This window comes from Brachybacterium horti (assembly GCF_054777615.1).
Genome location: NZ_BAAHAM010000004.1, coordinates 284,912 through 301,679 on the forward strand (window position 1 = coordinate 284,912; position 16,768 = coordinate 301,679).

Consider the following 16,768-nt stretch of genomic DNA (forward strand, 5'->3'; position numbering starts at 1 on the left):
GCCGGGAGGGCCTGTCCGCGCAGGGCTCACTCCTCGGGGTCGAGGCGGTGCGCGCCGGGCCCGGGCCGGGTGACGAGCGTCGTGGCGCGGGCACCGGCCTCGGGGAACTCCTCGCGGTACGCGGCGAGCCACCGCCGCGCGAACTGGTCTGCGAACTCCTCAGCGGATTCCTCCGCCTGCGCGCCGTCCGCCCCGTCGGCTCCGTCGGCCCCGGCGGCCCCGTCGGGCGCCTCCGGACGGCCGACGAGGGCCCACACGCTGCCGCCGAAGCCGGCGCCGAAGGCGCTCGCGGCGTGCGCGCCGAGCTCCCGGGCGAGCCGCTGCAGGCGCACCGTCTCGGGGATCTGGTTGCCGAGCCCCGTCTCCGCACCCGCCTGGGACTCGTCCACGAGCGAGCCGAGCTCCGCGAGGTCACCCTCCTCGAGGGCGAGCGCGGCGGCGGGCACGATCCGCTCCGACTCGGCGACGAACTGCTCGAGCCGGCCGGTGAGCGGGCTGTCCTCCCCCACGAGCTCCCGCAGCCGGGAGAGCGCCGCAGGGCCGGTCGCGAGGGCGTCCGCGAGGGTGGCCTCGGTGCGGCCGGTCGCCTGCTGCCAGCGGGTGACGATCTCGCGGGCGGCGAGGGAGATGCGGTTGTAGTCCGCGAGGGCGGCGCCCGTCTTCTCCGCGTCCACGCCGCTCACGGCGACCACGAGGGACAGCCCCGCGGGGAGCGCCACCTCCCGCTCGCGCCGCACGGGGCAGAAGGAGTACTGCACGAGCGCCCCCTCGACGCCGCACAGGATCGCCGTGTGGTCCTCGCTGCCGCCGAAGGTGCCCACGCCGCGGTCCCCGGCGAGCGAGCCGAAGCTCTGCCCGTTCTCCACGCAGCCCAGGTACTCGCCGAGCTGCTCGTCGGTCGTGATCTCGGTGGTGAAGGGCGGCTCGTCGGCGACGCCGGCGAGGTCGAGCAGGGCGAGGGTGAGACCCACCACGAGCGCGGAGGAGCTGGACATGCCCGCGGCGAGCGGGAGCGTCGAGGTCACGTGCACCTCGGCGCCGCGCAGGCGGCCCGGGAAGTTGGTCTCGAGCCGCTCGACGACGGTGCGCACGTAGCCGCCCCAGTGCCCGGGCGGGAAGGGGTGGCGGGCGGGGGCGTCGAGATCCACGACGACGGGATCGCCCGCGAGCGCGCTGGTCACGTGCAGCTCGCGGTCGGTGCGCTCGACGGCGCGCACGGTGTGGCCGAGGTCGACGGCGGCGAGCAGGGAGCGGCCACCCGCGTAGTCGGTGTGCTTGCCGAGCACCTCGATGCGCCCGGGCACGAACCAGGTCGCGGTGCGGGGGCTGGACCAGTCCGCGTGGGTGGGCTCCTCCGCCTCGCGGCGCAGCTGCTCGAGGACCGTCGTGCTCACAGGGACACCTCCACGCCCTCGAGCGCGCGGGCCACGGCGGCGACGTCGGCCCGGGAGGAGAGGTCGAGCACCCCGGCCTCGACGGGGACGACGGTGAACGGCTCCCCCTCGCTGATGAGCAGGCGCACGGCGTCGATGATCTCGAGCTCGCCGCGCACGGAGGGCTCGATGCGGGTGCAGGCCTCGAAGATCGAGGCGGTGAACAGCCACGCGTTCATCGAGATCGGGCAGTCCCGGCCGAGGTTCTCGAGGGTCTCCTCGTCCGGCTTCTCGATGATGTTGCGCAGCAGGTGGTGCTCGTCGACGGCGGCGACGGCGAAGGCGCTGATCCTGTCCTCGGCGATGTTGGAGCCGCCGACGAGGGCGTCCCGGTCGAAGCCGACGAGCGCGGCGCCCTGCACGGCGACGAGCGCCTCGAGCGCCTCGTGCGGGTAGAAGTTGTCCGAGTTCAGCACGACGATCCGCTCGTCTCCCGCGAAGTCCGCGGCCGCGGCGACGGCGTCGGCCGTGCCGCGCGGCTCCTCCTGAACGGCGGTGGTGACGGTGAGCCGGCCGCCGCTGCGGGAGGCCGCGTACTCGCGCAGCACGTCGTGCTCGGGACCGATCACGAGGCACACCTCGGTGATGCCGACGTCGGCGAGGGTGGAGAGCACGTAGTCCAGGAACGGCCGGCCCACGTCGATCAGGGCCTTCACCCCGCTCGCGGCGACGCTCGCCTGCGCCTCGTCGAGATCGGCGTCCGCGTCCTCGCGGCGCATGCGGGTGCCGAGCCCCCGCGCGAGGATCACGGCGCGGCGGACGGTGTCGTTGTCTTCGGTGTCGTGGCTCACCCTGCCGAGTCTACGGAGCGCCCCGGCCGCGGGAGAGCTCCCGCCACCCCGCCGGCAGCGCCACCGGGACCCGCGCCGTCCGGAGGACACCTAGGCTCGGGGGCGACCGGAAGCAGCAGACCCCAGGAGGGCAGGAATGGGCACGGAGCAGGCGTCGACGAGCACTCGCCGCTGGATCGGGCAGGCGGTCTCCTCGCTGCTCCTCGCGGGAGGCGTGCTCATGCCGTACGCGCCGTGGCTGATCCCGAACGGCCTGGCGCGCGTGATCGTCATGGTGGCGCTGCTCGCGGCGGGGCTGCTGGTCTACGGGATCGCGATCCGGCGGGCAGATCTGCCGCGGGCGGGCGCCGCCCCCACGCCCGTCGCCTCGCGACTGATCATCGTGGGGGTCATCGGGCTGGCGGTGCTCTCCGCGCTCGTGATCGAGAGCATCCATGCGCCGCTGTGGTTCCCGCTGCTGATCGTCGTGGCGGCGCTGCTGCTCCTCGCCTTCCGGCTCGACGCCCGCCCGCGCGAGCCCTCCCGGCGGTGAGCCCGGGCGCTCACGCCGCGGGGGCCTCCACGGGCCGCGGCTCGCGGGCGCAGAGCGCGGTGACCACGGCGGCGGCGACGGCGAGCGCGCCGTAGCCGATGACGATCTGCTCCACCCCGTACCAGCGGGTGAGCTGGCCCGAGACCAGGCTCGCGGCCATCGCGCCGCTGTAGGAGAGCAGGTAGACGGCGGCCATGGTGGGGGCGGTCTCCGCGGGGGTCGCGGTGGAGAGCACGGAGCGCACGCTCGCGCTCATCGCCATGCCCTGGCCGGCGCCGGCGACGACGCTCGCCGCGATGAACAGGACCACGCTGTCGAGGGCGAGCGCGGTGAGCACGCCGAGCACGCCGATCGCGAAGACGGCCATGCCGGTGCGCTGCGCGGTCCGGATGCGCATCCGCCCGCCGATCGGCGCGCCGAGCACGCTCGGCAGCATGTAGGCGGAGAACACGACCGCGAAGACGACGGCGTCGTCGGTGCCGAGGCCGTCGGCGACGACCGACGGACCGAAGGCCTGGTAGAAGGAGCCCATCGCCCAGGTGGAGACGACGACCGCGGCGAGCGCCGGCAGCAGCGGGCGGGCGGCGGCGGGCACGGCGACCCGGGGTCGGAGGGAGGCGAGGGCGCCGCGCAGGCGCGGGCCGGTCTCCGGGGCGATCGCGAGCGCGATCAGGCACAGCGTCATCGCGCCGGCGCCCACGAGGAACACGGTCGTGGTGGGGCGCGGGCCGTGCTCGACGATCAGCCCGGAGCCGAGCGCCCCGAGGGTGAGCCCGACCATCGGGGACTGCGAGGTGATCATCGTGGCGAGCCAGGCGGGGCGGCGGGGCGCGGCGTCGACCACATAGCTCATGACGGCGCTGCTCGCGATCCCGCAGCCGAGGCCGGAGAGGAAGCGGCCCAGGGCGAGCGGGGCGAGGGAGTCCACGCGGAGCATGACCAGCGCCCCGGCGAGCAGCAGCGCGGCGGCGGCGAGGGCGAGGGGGCGGCGGCCCAGGTGGGTGGAGAGCCGGCCCAGCACGAGCAGCGCGAGGATCGTCCCGGCGAAGTAGGCGACCGTGGCGAGGGAGAAGTCCCCGTCGGTGAGGCCGTCGGCCCGGCGGTAGGTCGTGAACAGCGGCACCGGCGAGGAGGACACCGCGAAGGCGAGCACGAGGGTGAGCGTCGCGGCGACGAGGGCGCGCGGGGAGGCGCGGTGCTCCGTCCCGGGGACGGTGGCGGTGACGGGCTGCGCGGGGGCGGCGGGCATGGGGCTCCAGGGGGGTCGAGCAGGGTGGGTTCTCGCGGTGACGCGGGCCGGGCGGGGCCGACGGGCGTCGTCCTCCTCCAGGATCCTCCGTCACCACGGCGCGAGGGAGTGCCCGCCGGTACCCCTCAGCGGTCCCTGCTCGCGGGCTCAGCCGCCCGGGGCGATCCGCTCCCGCAGCGCGGCGACGTCGGCCACGTCGACCTTCCCGTCGCGGGAGTCCGCGATCAGCTCGCGTGCGGCGGGCACGGAGTCCCAGGTGTTCCACAGGAGCACGCCGACGATCCGGCCGTCCTCGACATGGTGGACGACGGCCGCGCCGCCCTCCTCGTCCCACAGCTCGACGTTCTCGCCGCGGCCGTCGAGGCGGCCCACGGCCTCGTAGCCGTCGTCGAAGAGGTCGGAGTAGAACAGCGGCGTGTACGCGTACTCGGCGTCCCCGCCCGCCATGACCGTCCCGGCGACGGTCCCGGAGGCCTCGGCGTGGTCGATGTGCTCGACGTGCCGGGCGCCCAGCAGCGGGTCCTCGAAGCGGATGACGTCCCCGGCGGCGTGGACGTGCGGGACGGAGGTGCGCAGGTGGGTGTCGACGACGATCGCGCCCTGCTCGTCGAGCTCGAGGCCGGCGTCCCGGGCGAGCCCGGTGCGCAGGCGGGCGCCGAGGGCGAGCACGGCGACCTCCGCGGTGAGGGTGCGGCCGTCCTCGCCGCTCAGCGTGAGGCGCTCCCCCGCCTCGAGGCGGGCGAGGCGGAAGCCCTTCTCGAGCCGCACGCCGTGGCCGCCGTACACGCGCCCGAGGTGCGCGGTGATCGAGGGCGGGAAGAGGGTCTCGCCGATCGCCTGCCCGGAGATCGCGAGGGTGACGGAGGCGCCGGCGACGCTGAGCCCGGCGGCGATCTCGGTGCCGAGGTAGCCGCCGCCCACGACGACCACCTCGGTGCCCTCGCCCACGAGCTCGCGCAGGCGGCGGTAGTCGGCGACCTCGCGGAGGGTCACGATCTGGGGGTCCTCCGGGGCGCCGTCGAGGGTCCGCGCGGCGGATCCGGTCGCGAGCAGCAGCTCCCCGTAGCCGACGCTCTCCCCTGTGCTCAGGGTGACGGTGCGCGCCTGCGGGTCGATCGCGGTGACCTCGGTGCCGGTGAGCAGGGTCGCGCCGGTGTCATCGGCGGTGCCGAGGTCCTGCGAGGCGGGGTCCGGGTCCTCTCCCGTCCAGAGGTCCTTGGTGAGGGCGGGCCGGTACACGGGGCCGTCCTCCGCGGCGGAGACGAGCAGGATGCTCGCCCCCTCCTGCTGCTCGCGGATCGCGCGGGCGGCCTTGTCCGCGGCGATGCCGCCTCCGACGACGACGTGGTCGTAGCTGCTCTGCAGGGCGGGAGATGACGAGGTCATGGTGGCTCCTTCGCGAGGCGGACGCCGCCACCCTAGCCCTCGCCCAGCACCGCCGCGAGGGCACCGACCGCCTGCTCCGCCTGCGCGGCGGAGAGGTCCTCGGGGAGGGTGAGCCGCACGGCGGTCTGCGCGGCCTCCCGGTCGATGCCGAGGGCGGTGAGCACGTGCGAGGGCTCGTCGCTGCCGGCGGCGCACGCGGAGCCGGAGGAGGCGACGACGCCGCGCCGCTCGAGATCCAGCAGCACGGACTCGCCGCTGCGGCCGGGGACCAGGAAGGAGGCGTGACCCGGCAGGCGCGCCTCCCGGGGCCCCGTGAGCACCGCCCCCGCGCACTCCGCGGTCTCGAGCAGCAGGTCCCGCAGCGGCGCGATCCGCGCGGCCTTCTCCTCCCGCTCGGCCTCCGCGAGCTCGAGGGCGACGGCGAGCGCCACCGCGAAGGCGACGTTCTCCGTGCCGGAGCGGCGCCCGCCCTCCTGCCCGCCGCCGTGGACGAGCGGCTCGAGCGGCAGACAGCCGCGGATCATCGCGAGCCCGGTCCCCTTGGGGGCGCCGATCTTGTGGCCCGCGAGGGTGAGGGCGTCCGCGCCGAGCCCGCGCAGGTCCGTCCACCCGGCGGCCTGCACCGCGTCGGTGTGGAACAGGGCGCCCGCCTCGTGGGCGACCGCGGCCAGCGCCGCGACGTCGGAGACGGCGCCGATCTCGTTGTTCGCGGCGGCGAGGGAGACGAGCGTCGTGTCCTCCCGCAGCGCGGCCCCGAGCGCGGCGGGGGTGATGACGCCGTCGGTCCCGGGATCCACGACGGTCACCGCGAAGCCGTGCACGCGCCGCAGGAAGTCGACCGACTCGAGCACCGCCTCGTGCTCGAGGGGGGAGGTGACCAGGTGCTTCCCGCGCGGGGAGGCCAGCGCCAGGCCCTTGATCGCGAGGTTCGCGGCCTCGGTCCCGCCCGCGGTGAACACGATGTCGCTGCGGCGCGCGCCGAGCACGGCCGCGGCCCGGCGGCGGGCGTCCTCGAGTCCCGCGGCGGCGGCCTCCCCCACCGCGTGGTGGCTCGAGGGGTTGCCGAAGGTGCCGGTCAGGTACGGCCAGGCGGCCTCGAGGGCCTCCCGCCGCACGGGCACCGTCGCGGCGGCGTCGAGGTAGATCACGCGCGCCCCTCGCTCATGCGGAGACGGCCATATCGAGCCCCAGGTCGAGGCTGCGCACGGAGTGGGTGAGCGCGCCGGAGGAGATCATGTCGACGCCCGTGCGGGCGACCTCCGCGACGGTCTCCTCGGTGATCGTGCCGCTCGCCTCGACGACCGCGCGCCCGGCGACCTGCTCGACGCCGCGGCGCAGGTCCTCGAGGGAGAAGTTGTCGAGCATGATGACGTCCACGCCGCCCGCGAGCACCGGCTCGATCTGGTCGATGCGGTCCACCTCGACCTCGATCCGGGTCATGTGGCCCAGCTGCTCGCGCGCCCGGAGGATCGCGGCGGTGAGGTCGATGCCCTGCTCGCGGAGCACAGCGAGGTGGTTGTCCTTCGCCATGACCCCGTCGGAGAGGGAGAAGCGGTGGTTGACGCCGCCGCCGCAGCGCACGGCGTGACGCTCGAGGGCGCGCAGGCCGGGCGTGGTCTTCCGGGTGTCGGTGATGCGGGCGCCCGTGCCCGCGACGGCGTCCACGAGCACGCGGGTGCGGGTCGCGATCCCGGAGAGCCGCTGGACGAGGTTCAGCGCGACCCGCTCCGCCTGCACGACGGCCCGGGCGGGGCCGGTGATCTCGGCGAGCACCGTGCCGGCCGTGAAGCGGTCGCCGTCGGCCGCCCGCGGCGTGACCTGCACGGTTCCGTCGGTGAGGCGGAAGGCGGCCTCGAGCACGTCGATCCCGGCGAGCACGCCGTCCTCGCGCGCCACGAGCTGCGCGGCGGCTCTCGCGCCGGCGGGCAGGAACACCTGGCCGGTGAGGTCGCCCCAGGGGGCGTCCTCGGCGAGGGCGGCGGTGACGACGGGGTCGATCTGGGCGCGGGTGAGCATCAGCGGGTCTCCAGGGGGTGCAGGGAGGCGGGAGCGGCGGACGTGCCGGCGGGGCCGACGGTCGCGGCCTCGCCGGGGTCGTCGAGGCGGTGATGGGCGCCCACGGAGCGCGGCCGGGCGAGCGCCGCGGCGACGAGCAGGCGGCCCAGTTCGAGGAGGTTGCGGTCCTCGAGCACGTTGATCGTGCGGGGCGCGGGGGCCTGCCAGCCCTCGAGCACCGCGGCGGCCTCCCGGAGCTGCTCGCCGCTGCGCAGCAGGCCCGCACGGGACCACATCAGCTGCTGGAGATCGGCACGGGTCCAGGTCACGGGGCCCCCGGCACCAGCGGCAGCGGCAGCGGGGTCCGACCCGGCCCCGTCGTCCCCGGCCTCCGCCGCGGCGGCGGCGTCCTCCGCGGCGGCGACCCCGGCGCGCGCGCCGAGCACGGCCCCCTCGAGCAGGGAGTTGGAGGCGAGGCGGTTCGCCCCGTGCACGCCGGTGCGGGCGCACTCCCCCGCGGCGAGCAGCCCCGGCAGGCTCGTGCGGCCGTCGAGGTCCGTGCGGATCCCACCCATCCAGTAGTGGGCGGCGGGGGTGACGGGGATCGGCGAGCGCCCCCAGTCCAGACCCGCGGCGCGCACGGCGGCGTCGATCGTCGGGAACCGCTCGCGCAGCCGGTCCCCGCCGATCCCCGTCGCGTCGAGCCGCACGGGCAGCCCGCCCTGGGCGGCCATGGTGCGCGCGATCGCGCGGGCGACGACGTCCCGCGGGGCGAGCTCGGCGCGCGGATCGACGGCGGGCAGGAAACGTCGACCGTCGGCGTCGCGCAGCACCGCGCCCTCCCCGCGCACGGCCTCGGAGACGAGGAAGCCGCCGGGCACGGCGAGCGAGGTGGGATGGAACTGGTAGAGCTCGAGATCCGCGAGGGCCGCGCCCGCGCGGGCCGCCGCGGCGACCCCGTCACCGGTCGCGACCTGCGGGTTCGTGGTGTGGGCGAAGAGCTGGCCGGCGCCGCCGGTCGCGAGCAGCACCGCTCCGGCGCGCACCGGTACCGAGAGTCCGTCGGCCCCGAGGAGCCGCGCCCCGCGCACGCGCCCGTCGTGGACGACCAGGTCCGCCAGCGCGGTGCGCTCGAGCACGCGGATCCCGCGCTCGCGCACAGCGGCGACGAGCGCGAGCTCGATCGCGCGGCCGGTCGCGTCGCCCCCGGCGTGGAGGATCCGCGGGCGGCCGTGGGCGCCCTCGAGACCGAGCGCGGGGGCGCCGTCCTCGTCCCGGTCGAAGGCGACGCCGCGCTCCACGAGGCGGGCGATCGCGGCGGGCCCCTCCTCGCAGAGCAGGTGCACGGCCGCCTCCTCGGCGAGGCCGGCCCCGGCGGCGAGCGTGTCCCGGGCGTGGTCGGCGGCGGTGTCCCCGGGGCCGACGGCCGCGGCGATCCCGCCCTGGGCGTGGAGGGTCGCGCCCGCGGCGAGCGCGCCCTTGGTCACGAGCAGCACGTCCGCGTCCCCGCCGATCTCGAGGGCAGCGGTGAGCGCGGCGATCCCGGAGCCGACGACCAGCACGTCGGCGTGCAGCGCCCCGGGGGTCGTCACCGAGCGCTCCCGGCGAGCGGCGCGGGCTTCGCGGCGAGCATCCGCTCGAGGGCCACGCGGGCGGGCTCGGCGACGTCCGGGGAGACGCTCACCTGGTTGACGACCTCGCCGCGCAGCAGCGCCTCGAGCGTCCAGGCGAGGTAGCCGGGGTGGATGCGGTACATCGTCGAGCACGGGCACACCACGGGGTCCAGGCAGAAGATCTCGTGCTGCGGGTGCTGGGCGGCGAGCCGCTGGACGAGGTTGATCTCGGTGCCGATCGCGAAGGTCGTCGGCTCCGTCGCGCCCTCGATCGCGCGGCGGATGACGTCCGTCGAGCCGGCCTCGTCGGCCGCGTCGACGACCTCCATCGGGCACTCGGGGTGGACGATGACGCGCACGTCCGGGTGCTCGGCGCGGGCCTTGTCGATCTGGGCCACGGTGAAGCGCTTGTGGACCGAGCAGAAGCCGTGCCAGAGCAGCACCCGCGCATCGCGCACGGTCTGCTCGTCGTTGCCGCCGAGCGGGCGGCGCGGGTTCCACATGGCCATCTCGTCGAGACCGATCCCCATGGCCTTCGCGGTGTTGCGGCCCAGGTGCTGGTCCGGGAGGAAGAGCACGCGGCGGCCCCGCTCGAAGGCCCAGGCGAGCACCGTGGAGGCGTTCGAAGAGGTGCAGACGATGCCGCCGTGGCGGCCCACGAAGCCCTTGATCGCGGCGGAGGAGTTCATGTACGTCACCGGGATGACGGGAGCCAGAGCGTCGCCGTCGGCGCCCTCGTCCTCGAGCACCTCCATGAGCTGCTCCCAGCACTCCTCGACCTGGTCGATGTCCGCCATGTCCGCCATCGAGCAGCCGGCGGCGAGGTTCGGGAGGATCACGGCCTGCTCGGGGGTGGAGAGGAGGTCCGCGGTCTCCGCCATGAAGTGCACGCCGCAGAAGATGATCGCCTCCGCCTCGGTGCGGGCCTTCGCCGCGGTCGCGAGCTGGAAGGAGTCGCCCACGTAGTCGGCGTACTGCACGACCTCGTCGCGCTGGTAGAAGTGGCCGAGCACGACGACGCGGTCGCCGAGCTCCGCCTTCGCCGCGCGGATCCGACGGTCGAGCTCCTCGGCGCTCGCCTCGCGGTAATCGGCGGGGATCTCACCCTGACGCGGTGCGACGGCGGGGATCGCATCGGCCATCGAGGCGCCGGGACCGTAGCCGGGGTCCTCGCGGTCCACGTCCCAGGGGGCGTCGAGCAGGCGGGTGGAGCAGGAGCTGCCGGCGGCGGCGCCGGCGGAGATGTCGCGCAGCGTGAGCTCGACCGAGGCGGTGGTGGTCATCGGTGGCCTCCGTGGTTCAGGGATGGTGGTGGGACGGCGAGTCAGGCCCGGGTGAGCGGGCCGTTGTCGGCGAGGTGGATGGACTCGTCGTGGCGGAACAGCCGGGCGGGGCGGTGCCGCCCGCCGGTGCGGAACTCGTCGGTCGGGACGAGCCGGCCCGACGCCTCCATCTGGCGCCGGAAGTTCGCGGGGTCGAGCGGTCGCTGCAGCACGGCCTCGTGGACGCCGCGCAGCTCCGCGAGGGTGAAGGTCTCCCCGAGGAAGGCGGCGGCGATGCGGGAGTACTCGAGCTTGTTGCGCAGGCGCCACAGGGCGTACTCGACGATGAGGTTGTGGTCGAAGGCGAGCTCGGGCAGCTCGTCGGCGAGGAACCACTGGACGTTGACCCCGGCCACGCCGGCGTCGGCCTCCTCCGGTCGCACCATCGCCCAGTAGACGATCGAGACGGTGCGCTCAGCGGCGCTCGGGGCGCGGTCCGGGCCGCCGAAGGCGTAGAGCTGCTCGAGGTAGCGCGGGCGCAGCCGGGTGGTCTCGCCGAGGGTGCGGCTCGCGGCGGCGCCGAGCCCTTCGCTGGCCCCGAGCGGGCCGCCGGGGAGCGCCCATCGCCCCTGGTGAGGGGCGCGGATGCGGCGCACGAGCGGGAGGTGCACGGCGAGGCGGCGCGTGGTGGGGTGCGGGCGCAGCGCGAAGATGACCGTGGAGACGGCGAGCGCGACGCGCTGCTGCTCCTCCGGGGTCGCGGGCTCGCCCATGGCCGTCCACCTCCTGTTAAAGTCACCGGCACCTTTACGTGTGGCGAGGAGCTTAGGCTCAGGCGGACCAGAAGCCGGAGGGATGACCCAGGTCTCGTGATCCGGATCACAGATCCGATGACTCGAACTCCCCGGACCGACGGCGCGCCGACCCGCCCGCTCCCCTCGCCGCCCGCGGCGTGTGAGGCCCGTCGCCTCGCACCCCATCCGCGCCCTGACCTGCCTAGGCTCGGTGGGGCCGTCCGCCCCGGGGCCCGAAGGCCCGCGCACGGCAGAAGGCGAGGACCATGACCACCACCGCCCCCGCGCGCCCCGCTCCCGGCAGCCGCAGGCCCGGCCGGATCGCAGCCGCCTCGATGATCGGCACCGCCCTCGAGCAGTTCGACTTCTACCTCTACGCCTACTTCGCGGCGTTCTTCGTGGGGCCGCTGTTCTTCGACCCGCTGGGACCGGCCGGATCCACACTCGCCTCCTTCAGCACGATCGCCGTCTCCTTCGTCATCCGCCCCGTGGGCGCGATCCTCTTCGGCCACATGGGCGACCGCCTGGGCCGGCGCGCCACGCTGCTGTGGACCGTGTCGATCATGGGCGTCGCGACCGGCCTGATCGGCCTCCTGCCCACCTATGCGCAGGCCGGCTGGCTCGGCGCGATCGGGCTCGTGGTGCTGCGCCTCGCGCAGGGCATGTCGCTCGGCGGGGAATGGGGCGGCTCCGTGCTGCTCGCGACCGAGCACGCGCACCCCGTGCGCCGCGCCTTCGCCGCCGCGATCCCCCAGCTGGGCTCACCGATCGGCTCGATCCTCTCCGCGGCGCTGTTCCTCGTGCTGCCCACGCTCCTCACCGAACAGGCGATGGCGGACTGGGGCTGGCGCGTGCCCTTCCTCATCGCCTTCCCGCTGCTGCTCATCTCGCTGTACCTGCGCCGCTCGATCGAGGAGACCCCCGAGTTCGCGCGGCTCTCCCGCGAGAAGCGTCGCGAGCGCATGCCCGTCTCCGAGCTGCTGCGCTCGCGGCCGCTGGCCCTCGTGCTCGCGATCGGCGCCGCCCAGCTGGGAATCGGCTCCTACGCGCTCATGAACACGTACACGATGAACTACGGCGCGGCCGTGCTCGGCTTCCCCTACACCGAGCTGCTCACGGCCGCGACGATCGGCGCCCTGCTGCAGCTGGTCACCGTGCCCCTGTTCGGTGCGCTCGCGGCCCGCACGAGCTCCTGGCTGGTCGTCGCGATCGGCGCCGCGGGCACGGCGCTCATCGCCCTGCCGATGTACGCGCTGCTGGGCTCGGCGACCTTCGGCATGCTCGTCGCGATGATGGTGATCGGCGGGATCCTGCCCACCATGTCGTGGGCGGCACTCGGCGGGCTCATGGCCGATCTGTTCCCCGGTCGATTCCGGGCCTCCGCGCTCTCCCTCGCCTATGCGGTCGCGGCGACCGTGAGCGGCTTCGTCCCGCTGCTGACCGGCGCGCTCGGCGGCCTCACCGGGCAGGCCTGGTGGCACCCGGCGCTCGTGCTGATCGCCCTCTCCGTCGTGACCCTCGCCGCCGCGATCGGCGCCGGACGGATGCGCAGGCAGGACGCCTGACCCCGTAGGGTCTTCTGCGGCGTCGCAGGGGGCGGCGCCGCCGATGAAGGGCCACCATGCCTCACGACCTCGACCTCACGCCGCTCCGCCGACGAGTCCCCGTGGCGTCGTGGTGGCGGGCTCTCGCGAGCGACCCCCAGCTCCTCATGGGCGTCACCTGCGGCGCCCTCATGGTGCTCGCCCCGACGATCGCACTTCCCGCCGCGCTCGGGATGCACGCGCAGGCAGGCGTGCTCTGGTTCCTCACGATCCTGCTCGCCCTCGGCCTCGGGGTGCTCGGCATCCTCGCCGTCCCCGTGAGGGCGTCCGCCCGCCTGGACGCCTTCGCCCGGGCGAACGGGATGGTCGTGAGCCGCTCCGTGACGGCGCGGCACTACGCCGCGGCGCCCTTCCGGGAGGGCCGGCGGTTCATCCGGGAGTCCGTGCGCACGGGCGACGAGCTCTTCGTCGAGGTGGGCAACTCCCTCCTCACCGACGTCGTGGGGCTGTCCGTCTCACCGTCGGGGATCCGCCCGCGACAGAACGCCACCCCCGAGGTGTTCCTCCGCGCCCGGCTCCCCGCCTCCGTCGGCCACACCGACGCCTCCGGCCCCACCCGCGCCGCACCCGGCCCCGAGGGCGCGATGGGCCTCCTCACCGCCGACCTCGACCGGGAGCTGCGCGACCTCGCCGGGCACTACACGATCGGCGTCACCGGCCGGGACCTGACCGTGCTCGGGACGGGGTGGCTGAAGGTCGGCTCGACGGATCAGCTCGCCCGGGCCTTCACGCTCATCGACGTCCTCGCCGCCCGGGCGACCGCCATGGCCGGTGCCACCTCGGTGGCCCCGTCCGCGCCAGCCCCCGCCCGGGCCACCGCGGTGACCGCGCCGGCTCCCGACCCCGACCTCACGGCCCCGCGCCGGAAGGTGCACCCCCTCGTCGCCATCCCCGTGACACTCGGCCTGCTGATCATCCTCCCGGTGCTCTTCGGCCTCGTGATGTCCCGGATCGACGGCCACCTCCGCGGCAACGAGGTCGGGACCATGCTCGTCATCGGGATCTTCCTCGCCGTGTGCGTCGGTGCGCTTCGGCTCGCCCTGTGGCTGCTGACCGCGCGCCGCGACCCCGACCACGAGTGACCCGTCCACAGCGGGCCCGCGGCACTTGCCCTCCACCCCTCCGAGGTCTAGGTTCTCCCCTCAGGTGACACGTTTCACCATCCCCCGGTCACCCCCGGACACAGGAGTTCGCATGGCCGTCGGCCCCGCTCGTCCCGCTCGTTCCGCCCACCCCACGGGTTCGCGCCGCTCGGTGCTCGCCGCCGCGGCCGTCGCCGCGCCGCTGGGCCTCGTCGCGACCGCCGGCGCCCCCGTCGCGCGGGCGACCGGCCCCACCGGGCGCTCCACGACCTTCGACCTGCACTGCGAGGTCCTCGACAGCGGCGAGCAGGTCACCTCCCTCGTCATCGACGCCACCCGTCGCGGCCGGCTGCTCGCCGGCGACGCCCTCCCCTCGACCTTCTCCGTCAGCGTGCGCGGCACGAACCCCGTCTCCGGCGCGGTCGTCGTGGACACCGAGCGCACCGTCACCGCCGTCGCCGTGGACCGCGCGGGCACGGTGACGATCGCGCTCGAGCACGGTTACGGGGTCGAGGGCGCGAACACGCTCGACTACCTGGTCGACGAGGGCCGCAACGTCCAGCTCGACCTCGAGTACACGGTCCTGCAGCACTCCCCGCTGCCCGCGAACGGCAAGGGCGCCGGCTCCGCCTGGCTCGGCGAGCTCACCCAGGGCGACCTCGTCTCCCCCGAGGTGGACGCCTTCACCTCCCACGTCACCGACTCGGGGATGAACTACCGCCTCTTCTCCCCCGCGACCCGCGGGCGGTCCCGCGCGCTCCCGCTCGTCATCTGGCTCCACGGCGGCGGCGAGGGCGGCATCGGGGAGGGCGGTGCGGTGCGCTACGACAACGAGGTCCACCTGCGCGCGAACCGCGGCGCCCTGGGCCCCGCGACCGCCGAGGCGCAGGAGATCCTGGGCGGCGCGCACGTCGTCGCCCCGCAGTGCACCTCCGCCTGGATGCTCGACGGCCCCGCCTTCGCGCCGCTGGTCTCCGAGGTCATCGCCGAGGTGCAGCGCACCCGCCGGGTGGACCCGGACCGCATCCACGTCATGGGCTGCTCCAACGGCGGCTACATGACGCTCAAGATGGTGGTCGAGAACGGCGGCGAGTTCGCCTCCGCCGTCCCGATCTGCGGCGTCGTCGACACCTTCTACGGCTCGACCGACCCTCTGGTCAGCGACGCCGAGCTCGTCGCCATCCGCACCCCCACCTGGCTGATCGCCGCCGCGGACGACACCACGGTCGACCCTCGGGCGAACACCGTCCACGCGCACGAGCTCATCGAGGACTCCCTGCTGAGCCTGTACGAGGACGTCACCTACGACGGCGTCTCCTATCCCGGACACTGGTCCTGGATCTACGCCGCCCGCAACGACCCCCGCGCCGAGGGCGAGAGCCTCTGGGAGTGGATGGCCGCCCAGCACCGGTGACCGCCCGCGGGCGCGGGGCGCGACCGGCCCGCCCGGCGTGCCAGGATTGGCCAGCGCATCCACGCACCGCCGGGAGGTCACCATGGGACGCGAGATCGGCTCGACCGAGTACACGCGCGGCCAGCGCACGCGCTACCGCCACGAGCTGCGGAGGAATCTCGACCTCTTCGAGACCTTCCTCGACACCGCCGAGTTCGTCGACGAGGGCACGATCGGGGTCGAGCTCGAGCTGAACCTCGCCGACGCCGAGACCATGGCGCCCTCGCTCACCGCGGACGACGTCCTCGCGACCCTCGCCGAGCGCGCCGGGGCCGACGCCGACGACGGCGACTACACGCACGAGATCGGCCGCTACAACGTCGAGGCGAACCTCCCCGTCTCCGCCCCGCACGGCCGCGGCCTCGCCGATCTCGAGCGGTCCCTCGGCGAGCGCATGCAGCGCGCGGACTCCGCGGCACAGGAGCACGGGGCGCGCGTCGTCCCCGTCGGCCACCTCCCCACGATCTCCGCCGAGCTCTACGAGGGTGAGGACTGGCGCGCACCCGGCCACCGCTACGCGGCGCTCGAGGCGAGCGTGCTGGAGGCGCGCGGAGAGGAGATCGCGCTGCGCATCAACGGCGAGGGCAAGGGCCTGGACGCGACCTTCGACTCGATCGCCCCGGAGTCCGCGTGCACCTCGCTGCAGCTGCACCTGCAGGTCCCGCCCGAGCAGTTCGCGGCCGCCTGGAACGCGGCGCAGGCGATCGCCGGGCCGCAGGTCGCCCTCGCCGCGAACTCCCCGTTCCTGCTGGGCAAGCGGCTGTGGCACGAGACCCGCATCCCCGCCTTCGTGCAGGCCCTCGACACCCGGCCACCCGAGTACGCGGCCCAGGGCGTGCGGCCGCGCGTCTGGTTCGGCGAGCGCTGGATCACCTCGATGTTCGACCTCTTCGAGGAGAACGTGCGCTTGTTCCCGGCGCTCATCCCCGAGTCGCGGCAGATGGCGGAGGAGCCGCTGCTCACCGAGGGCGCCTCGCCGCGCCTGCACGAGCTCATGCTCCACAACGGCACCGTCTGGCGCTGGAACCGGCCGATCTACGATCCCGGCACGGACGTCCCCCACCTGCGGCTGGAGAACCGTCTCCTGCCGGCAGGGCCGACGGCCGCGGACATGGCCGCGAACGCCGCGTTCTTCTACGGGATCGTCCACGCGCTCGTCTTCGAGCGGCGGCCGCTGTGGTCCCGCATGAGCTTCGAGCAGGCGGACGACGCCTTCCAGCAGTGCGCCCGCTGGGGCCTCGAGGCGCGGATCCGCTGGCCGCGGGTCACGGGCCGCGTGCGCGTCGCCGATCTGCTGCTCGACCAGCTGATCCCGCAGGCCATGGCCGGCCTGCGGGAGCTCGGCGCGGATTCCGCGGTGGTGGACCGCTACGAGTCGATCCTCACCGCGCGCGCCCGCTCGGGCCGCAACGGCGCCCGCTGGCAGATCGACACGGTCACCTCGCTCGAGCTGCGCGGCATGGACCGTCCCGCGGCGCTCGCGGAGATGACCCGCCGCTACCGCGCTGGCGTCGACTCCGGGGACCCCGTGCACGAGTGGCCCGTCCCCGCCCGCACCCCGCGGGTCTGAGCCG

14 protein-coding genes are annotated in these 16,768 nt (G+C 75.0%); 5 read left to right on the forward strand and 9 right to left on the reverse strand.

The genetic code is table 11. The features are described from left to right. Window positions 1-26 precede the first annotated feature (26 nt). Together ACYVAP_RS14200 and ACYVAP_RS14205 are read right to left on the reverse strand one after the other, a co-directional pair. Complete coding sequence (locus ACYVAP_RS14200) at window positions 27-1,394, reverse strand: GHMP family kinase ATP-binding protein (protein WP_498861164.1); 1,368 nt, start codon at window positions 1,392-1,394, stop codon at window positions 27-29. Then, window positions 1,391-2,224 carry a glycosyltransferase family protein gene (locus ACYVAP_RS14205; protein WP_498861165.1) on the reverse strand — a complete coding sequence of 278 codons (834 nt, stop codon included), beginning with the start codon at window positions 2,222-2,224 and terminating at the stop codon, window positions 1,391-1,393. The genes ACYVAP_RS14200 and ACYVAP_RS14205 overlap by 4 nt, the downstream gene beginning before the upstream one ends. 136 nt (window positions 2,225-2,360) lie before the next feature. Here ACYVAP_RS14205 and ACYVAP_RS14210 point away from each other — a divergent pair, with 136 nt between their 5' ends. Further along, window positions 2,361-2,756, forward strand: coding sequence for a hypothetical protein (locus ACYVAP_RS14210; RefSeq protein WP_498861166.1), 396 nt, complete (start codon window positions 2,361-2,363; stop codon window positions 2,754-2,756). 10 nt (window positions 2,757-2,766) lie between these two features. Here the strand turns inward: ACYVAP_RS14210 and ACYVAP_RS14215 are convergent, their stop codons facing one another. The 7 genes from ACYVAP_RS14215 to ACYVAP_RS14245 form a co-directional block, all read right to left on the reverse strand. Next, on the reverse strand, window positions 2,767-4,005 hold the full coding sequence (locus ACYVAP_RS14215) for an MFS transporter (protein WP_498861167.1): 1,239 nt from the start codon (window positions 4,003-4,005) through the stop codon (window positions 2,767-2,769). A 147-nt stretch (window positions 4,006-4,152) separates the two neighbouring features. Further along, window positions 4,153-5,391 carry an NAD(P)/FAD-dependent oxidoreductase gene (locus ACYVAP_RS14220; RefSeq protein WP_498861168.1) on the reverse strand — a complete coding sequence of 413 codons (1,239 nt, stop codon included), beginning with the start codon at window positions 5,389-5,391 and terminating at the stop codon, window positions 4,153-4,155. A 32-nt stretch (window positions 5,392-5,423) separates the two neighbouring features. Next, window positions 5,424-6,539, reverse strand: coding sequence for a cysteine desulfurase family protein (locus ACYVAP_RS14225; protein WP_498861169.1), 1,116 nt, complete (start codon window positions 6,537-6,539; stop codon window positions 5,424-5,426). A 13-nt stretch (window positions 6,540-6,552) separates the two neighbouring features. Further along, on the reverse strand, window positions 6,553-7,407 hold the full coding sequence (gene nadC / locus ACYVAP_RS14230) for a nicotinate-nucleotide diphosphorylase (protein WP_498861170.1): 855 nt from the start codon (window positions 7,405-7,407) through the stop codon (window positions 6,553-6,555). Next, window positions 7,407-8,978: an L-aspartate oxidase gene (gene nadB, locus ACYVAP_RS14235; protein WP_498861171.1), complete on the reverse strand. Its 1,572-nt coding sequence runs from the start codon at window positions 8,976-8,978 to the stop codon at window positions 7,407-7,409. The genes nadC and nadB overlap by 1 nt, the downstream gene beginning before the upstream one ends. Continuing rightward, the gene (nadA, locus tag ACYVAP_RS14240; RefSeq protein ID WP_498861172.1) at window positions 8,975-10,282 is read right to left on the reverse strand and encodes a quinolinate synthase NadA; all 1,308 of its coding nucleotides are present in this window, start codon (window positions 10,280-10,282) and stop codon (window positions 8,975-8,977) included. Before nadA ends, nadB begins: the two co-directional genes overlap by 4 nt. 41 nt (window positions 10,283-10,323) lie before the next feature. Beyond that, entirely contained in the window at window positions 10,324-11,034 is a 711-nt protein-coding gene (locus tag ACYVAP_RS14245) for an NUDIX hydrolase (RefSeq protein ID WP_498861173.1), read from the reverse strand. Window positions 11,035-11,321: 287 nt separating this feature from the next. Between ACYVAP_RS14245 and ACYVAP_RS14250 the strand changes: the two genes are divergently transcribed. The 4 genes from ACYVAP_RS14250 to ACYVAP_RS14265 all read left to right on the forward strand — a co-directional run bounded on the left by ACYVAP_RS14250 (window position 11,322) and on the right by ACYVAP_RS14265 (window position 16,764). Then, window positions 11,322-12,620, forward strand: coding sequence for an MFS transporter (locus ACYVAP_RS14250; protein WP_498861174.1), 1,299 nt, complete (start codon window positions 11,322-11,324; stop codon window positions 12,618-12,620). Window positions 12,621-12,676: 56 nt separating this feature from the next. Further along, window positions 12,677-13,741, forward strand: coding sequence for a hypothetical protein (locus ACYVAP_RS14255; protein WP_498861175.1), 1,065 nt, complete (start codon window positions 12,677-12,679; stop codon window positions 13,739-13,741). 112 nt (window positions 13,742-13,853) lie between these two features. Beyond that, window positions 13,854-15,155, forward strand: a complete 1,302-nt coding sequence (locus ACYVAP_RS14260; RefSeq protein ID WP_498861176.1) for a carboxylesterase family protein — start codon at window positions 13,854-13,856, stop codon at window positions 15,153-15,155. A gap of 82 nt (window positions 15,156-15,237) precedes the next feature. Further along, the gene (locus tag ACYVAP_RS14265; protein ID WP_498861177.1) at window positions 15,238-16,764 is read left to right on the forward strand and encodes a glutamate--cysteine ligase family protein; all 1,527 of its coding nucleotides are present in this window, start codon (window positions 15,238-15,240) and stop codon (window positions 16,762-16,764) included. The last annotated feature ends 4 nt before the right edge of the window (window positions 16,765-16,768 follow it).

Excerpts from the sequence above, each read along its gene's own strand:
- ACYVAP_RS14255 (WP_498861175.1), top strand. The coding sequence starts at position 12,677 with ATGCCTCACGACCTCGACCTCACGCCGCTCCGCCGACGAGTCCCCGTG.
- nadA (WP_498861172.1), bottom strand. The coding sequence starts at position 10,282 with ATGACCACCACCGCCTCGGTCGAGCTCACGCTGCGCGACATCTCCGCC.
- ACYVAP_RS14215 (WP_498861167.1), bottom strand. The coding sequence starts at position 4,005 with ATGCCCGCCGCCCCCGCGCAGCCCGTCACCGCCACCGTCCCCGGGACG.
- ACYVAP_RS14265 (WP_498861177.1), top strand. The coding sequence starts at position 15,238 with ATGGGACGCGAGATCGGCTCGACCGAGTACACGCGCGGCCAGCGCACG.
- nadC (WP_498861170.1), bottom strand. The coding sequence starts at position 7,407 with ATGCTCACCCGCGCCCAGATCGACCCCGTCGTCACCGCCGCCCTCGCC.
- ACYVAP_RS14210 (WP_498861166.1), top strand. The coding sequence starts at position 2,361 with ATGGGCACGGAGCAGGCGTCGACGAGCACTCGCCGCTGGATCGGGCAG.
- ACYVAP_RS14245 (WP_498861173.1), bottom strand. The coding sequence starts at position 11,034 with ATGGGCGAGCCCGCGACCCCGGAGGAGCAGCAGCGCGTCGCGCTCGCC.
- ACYVAP_RS14250 (WP_498861174.1), top strand. The coding sequence starts at position 11,322 with ATGACCACCACCGCCCCCGCGCGCCCCGCTCCCGGCAGCCGCAGGCCC.
- ACYVAP_RS14220 (WP_498861168.1), bottom strand. The coding sequence starts at position 5,391 with ATGACCTCGTCATCTCCCGCCCTGCAGAGCAGCTACGACCACGTCGTC.
- ACYVAP_RS14260 (WP_498861176.1), top strand. The coding sequence starts at position 13,854 with ATGGCCGTCGGCCCCGCTCGTCCCGCTCGTTCCGCCCACCCCACGGGT.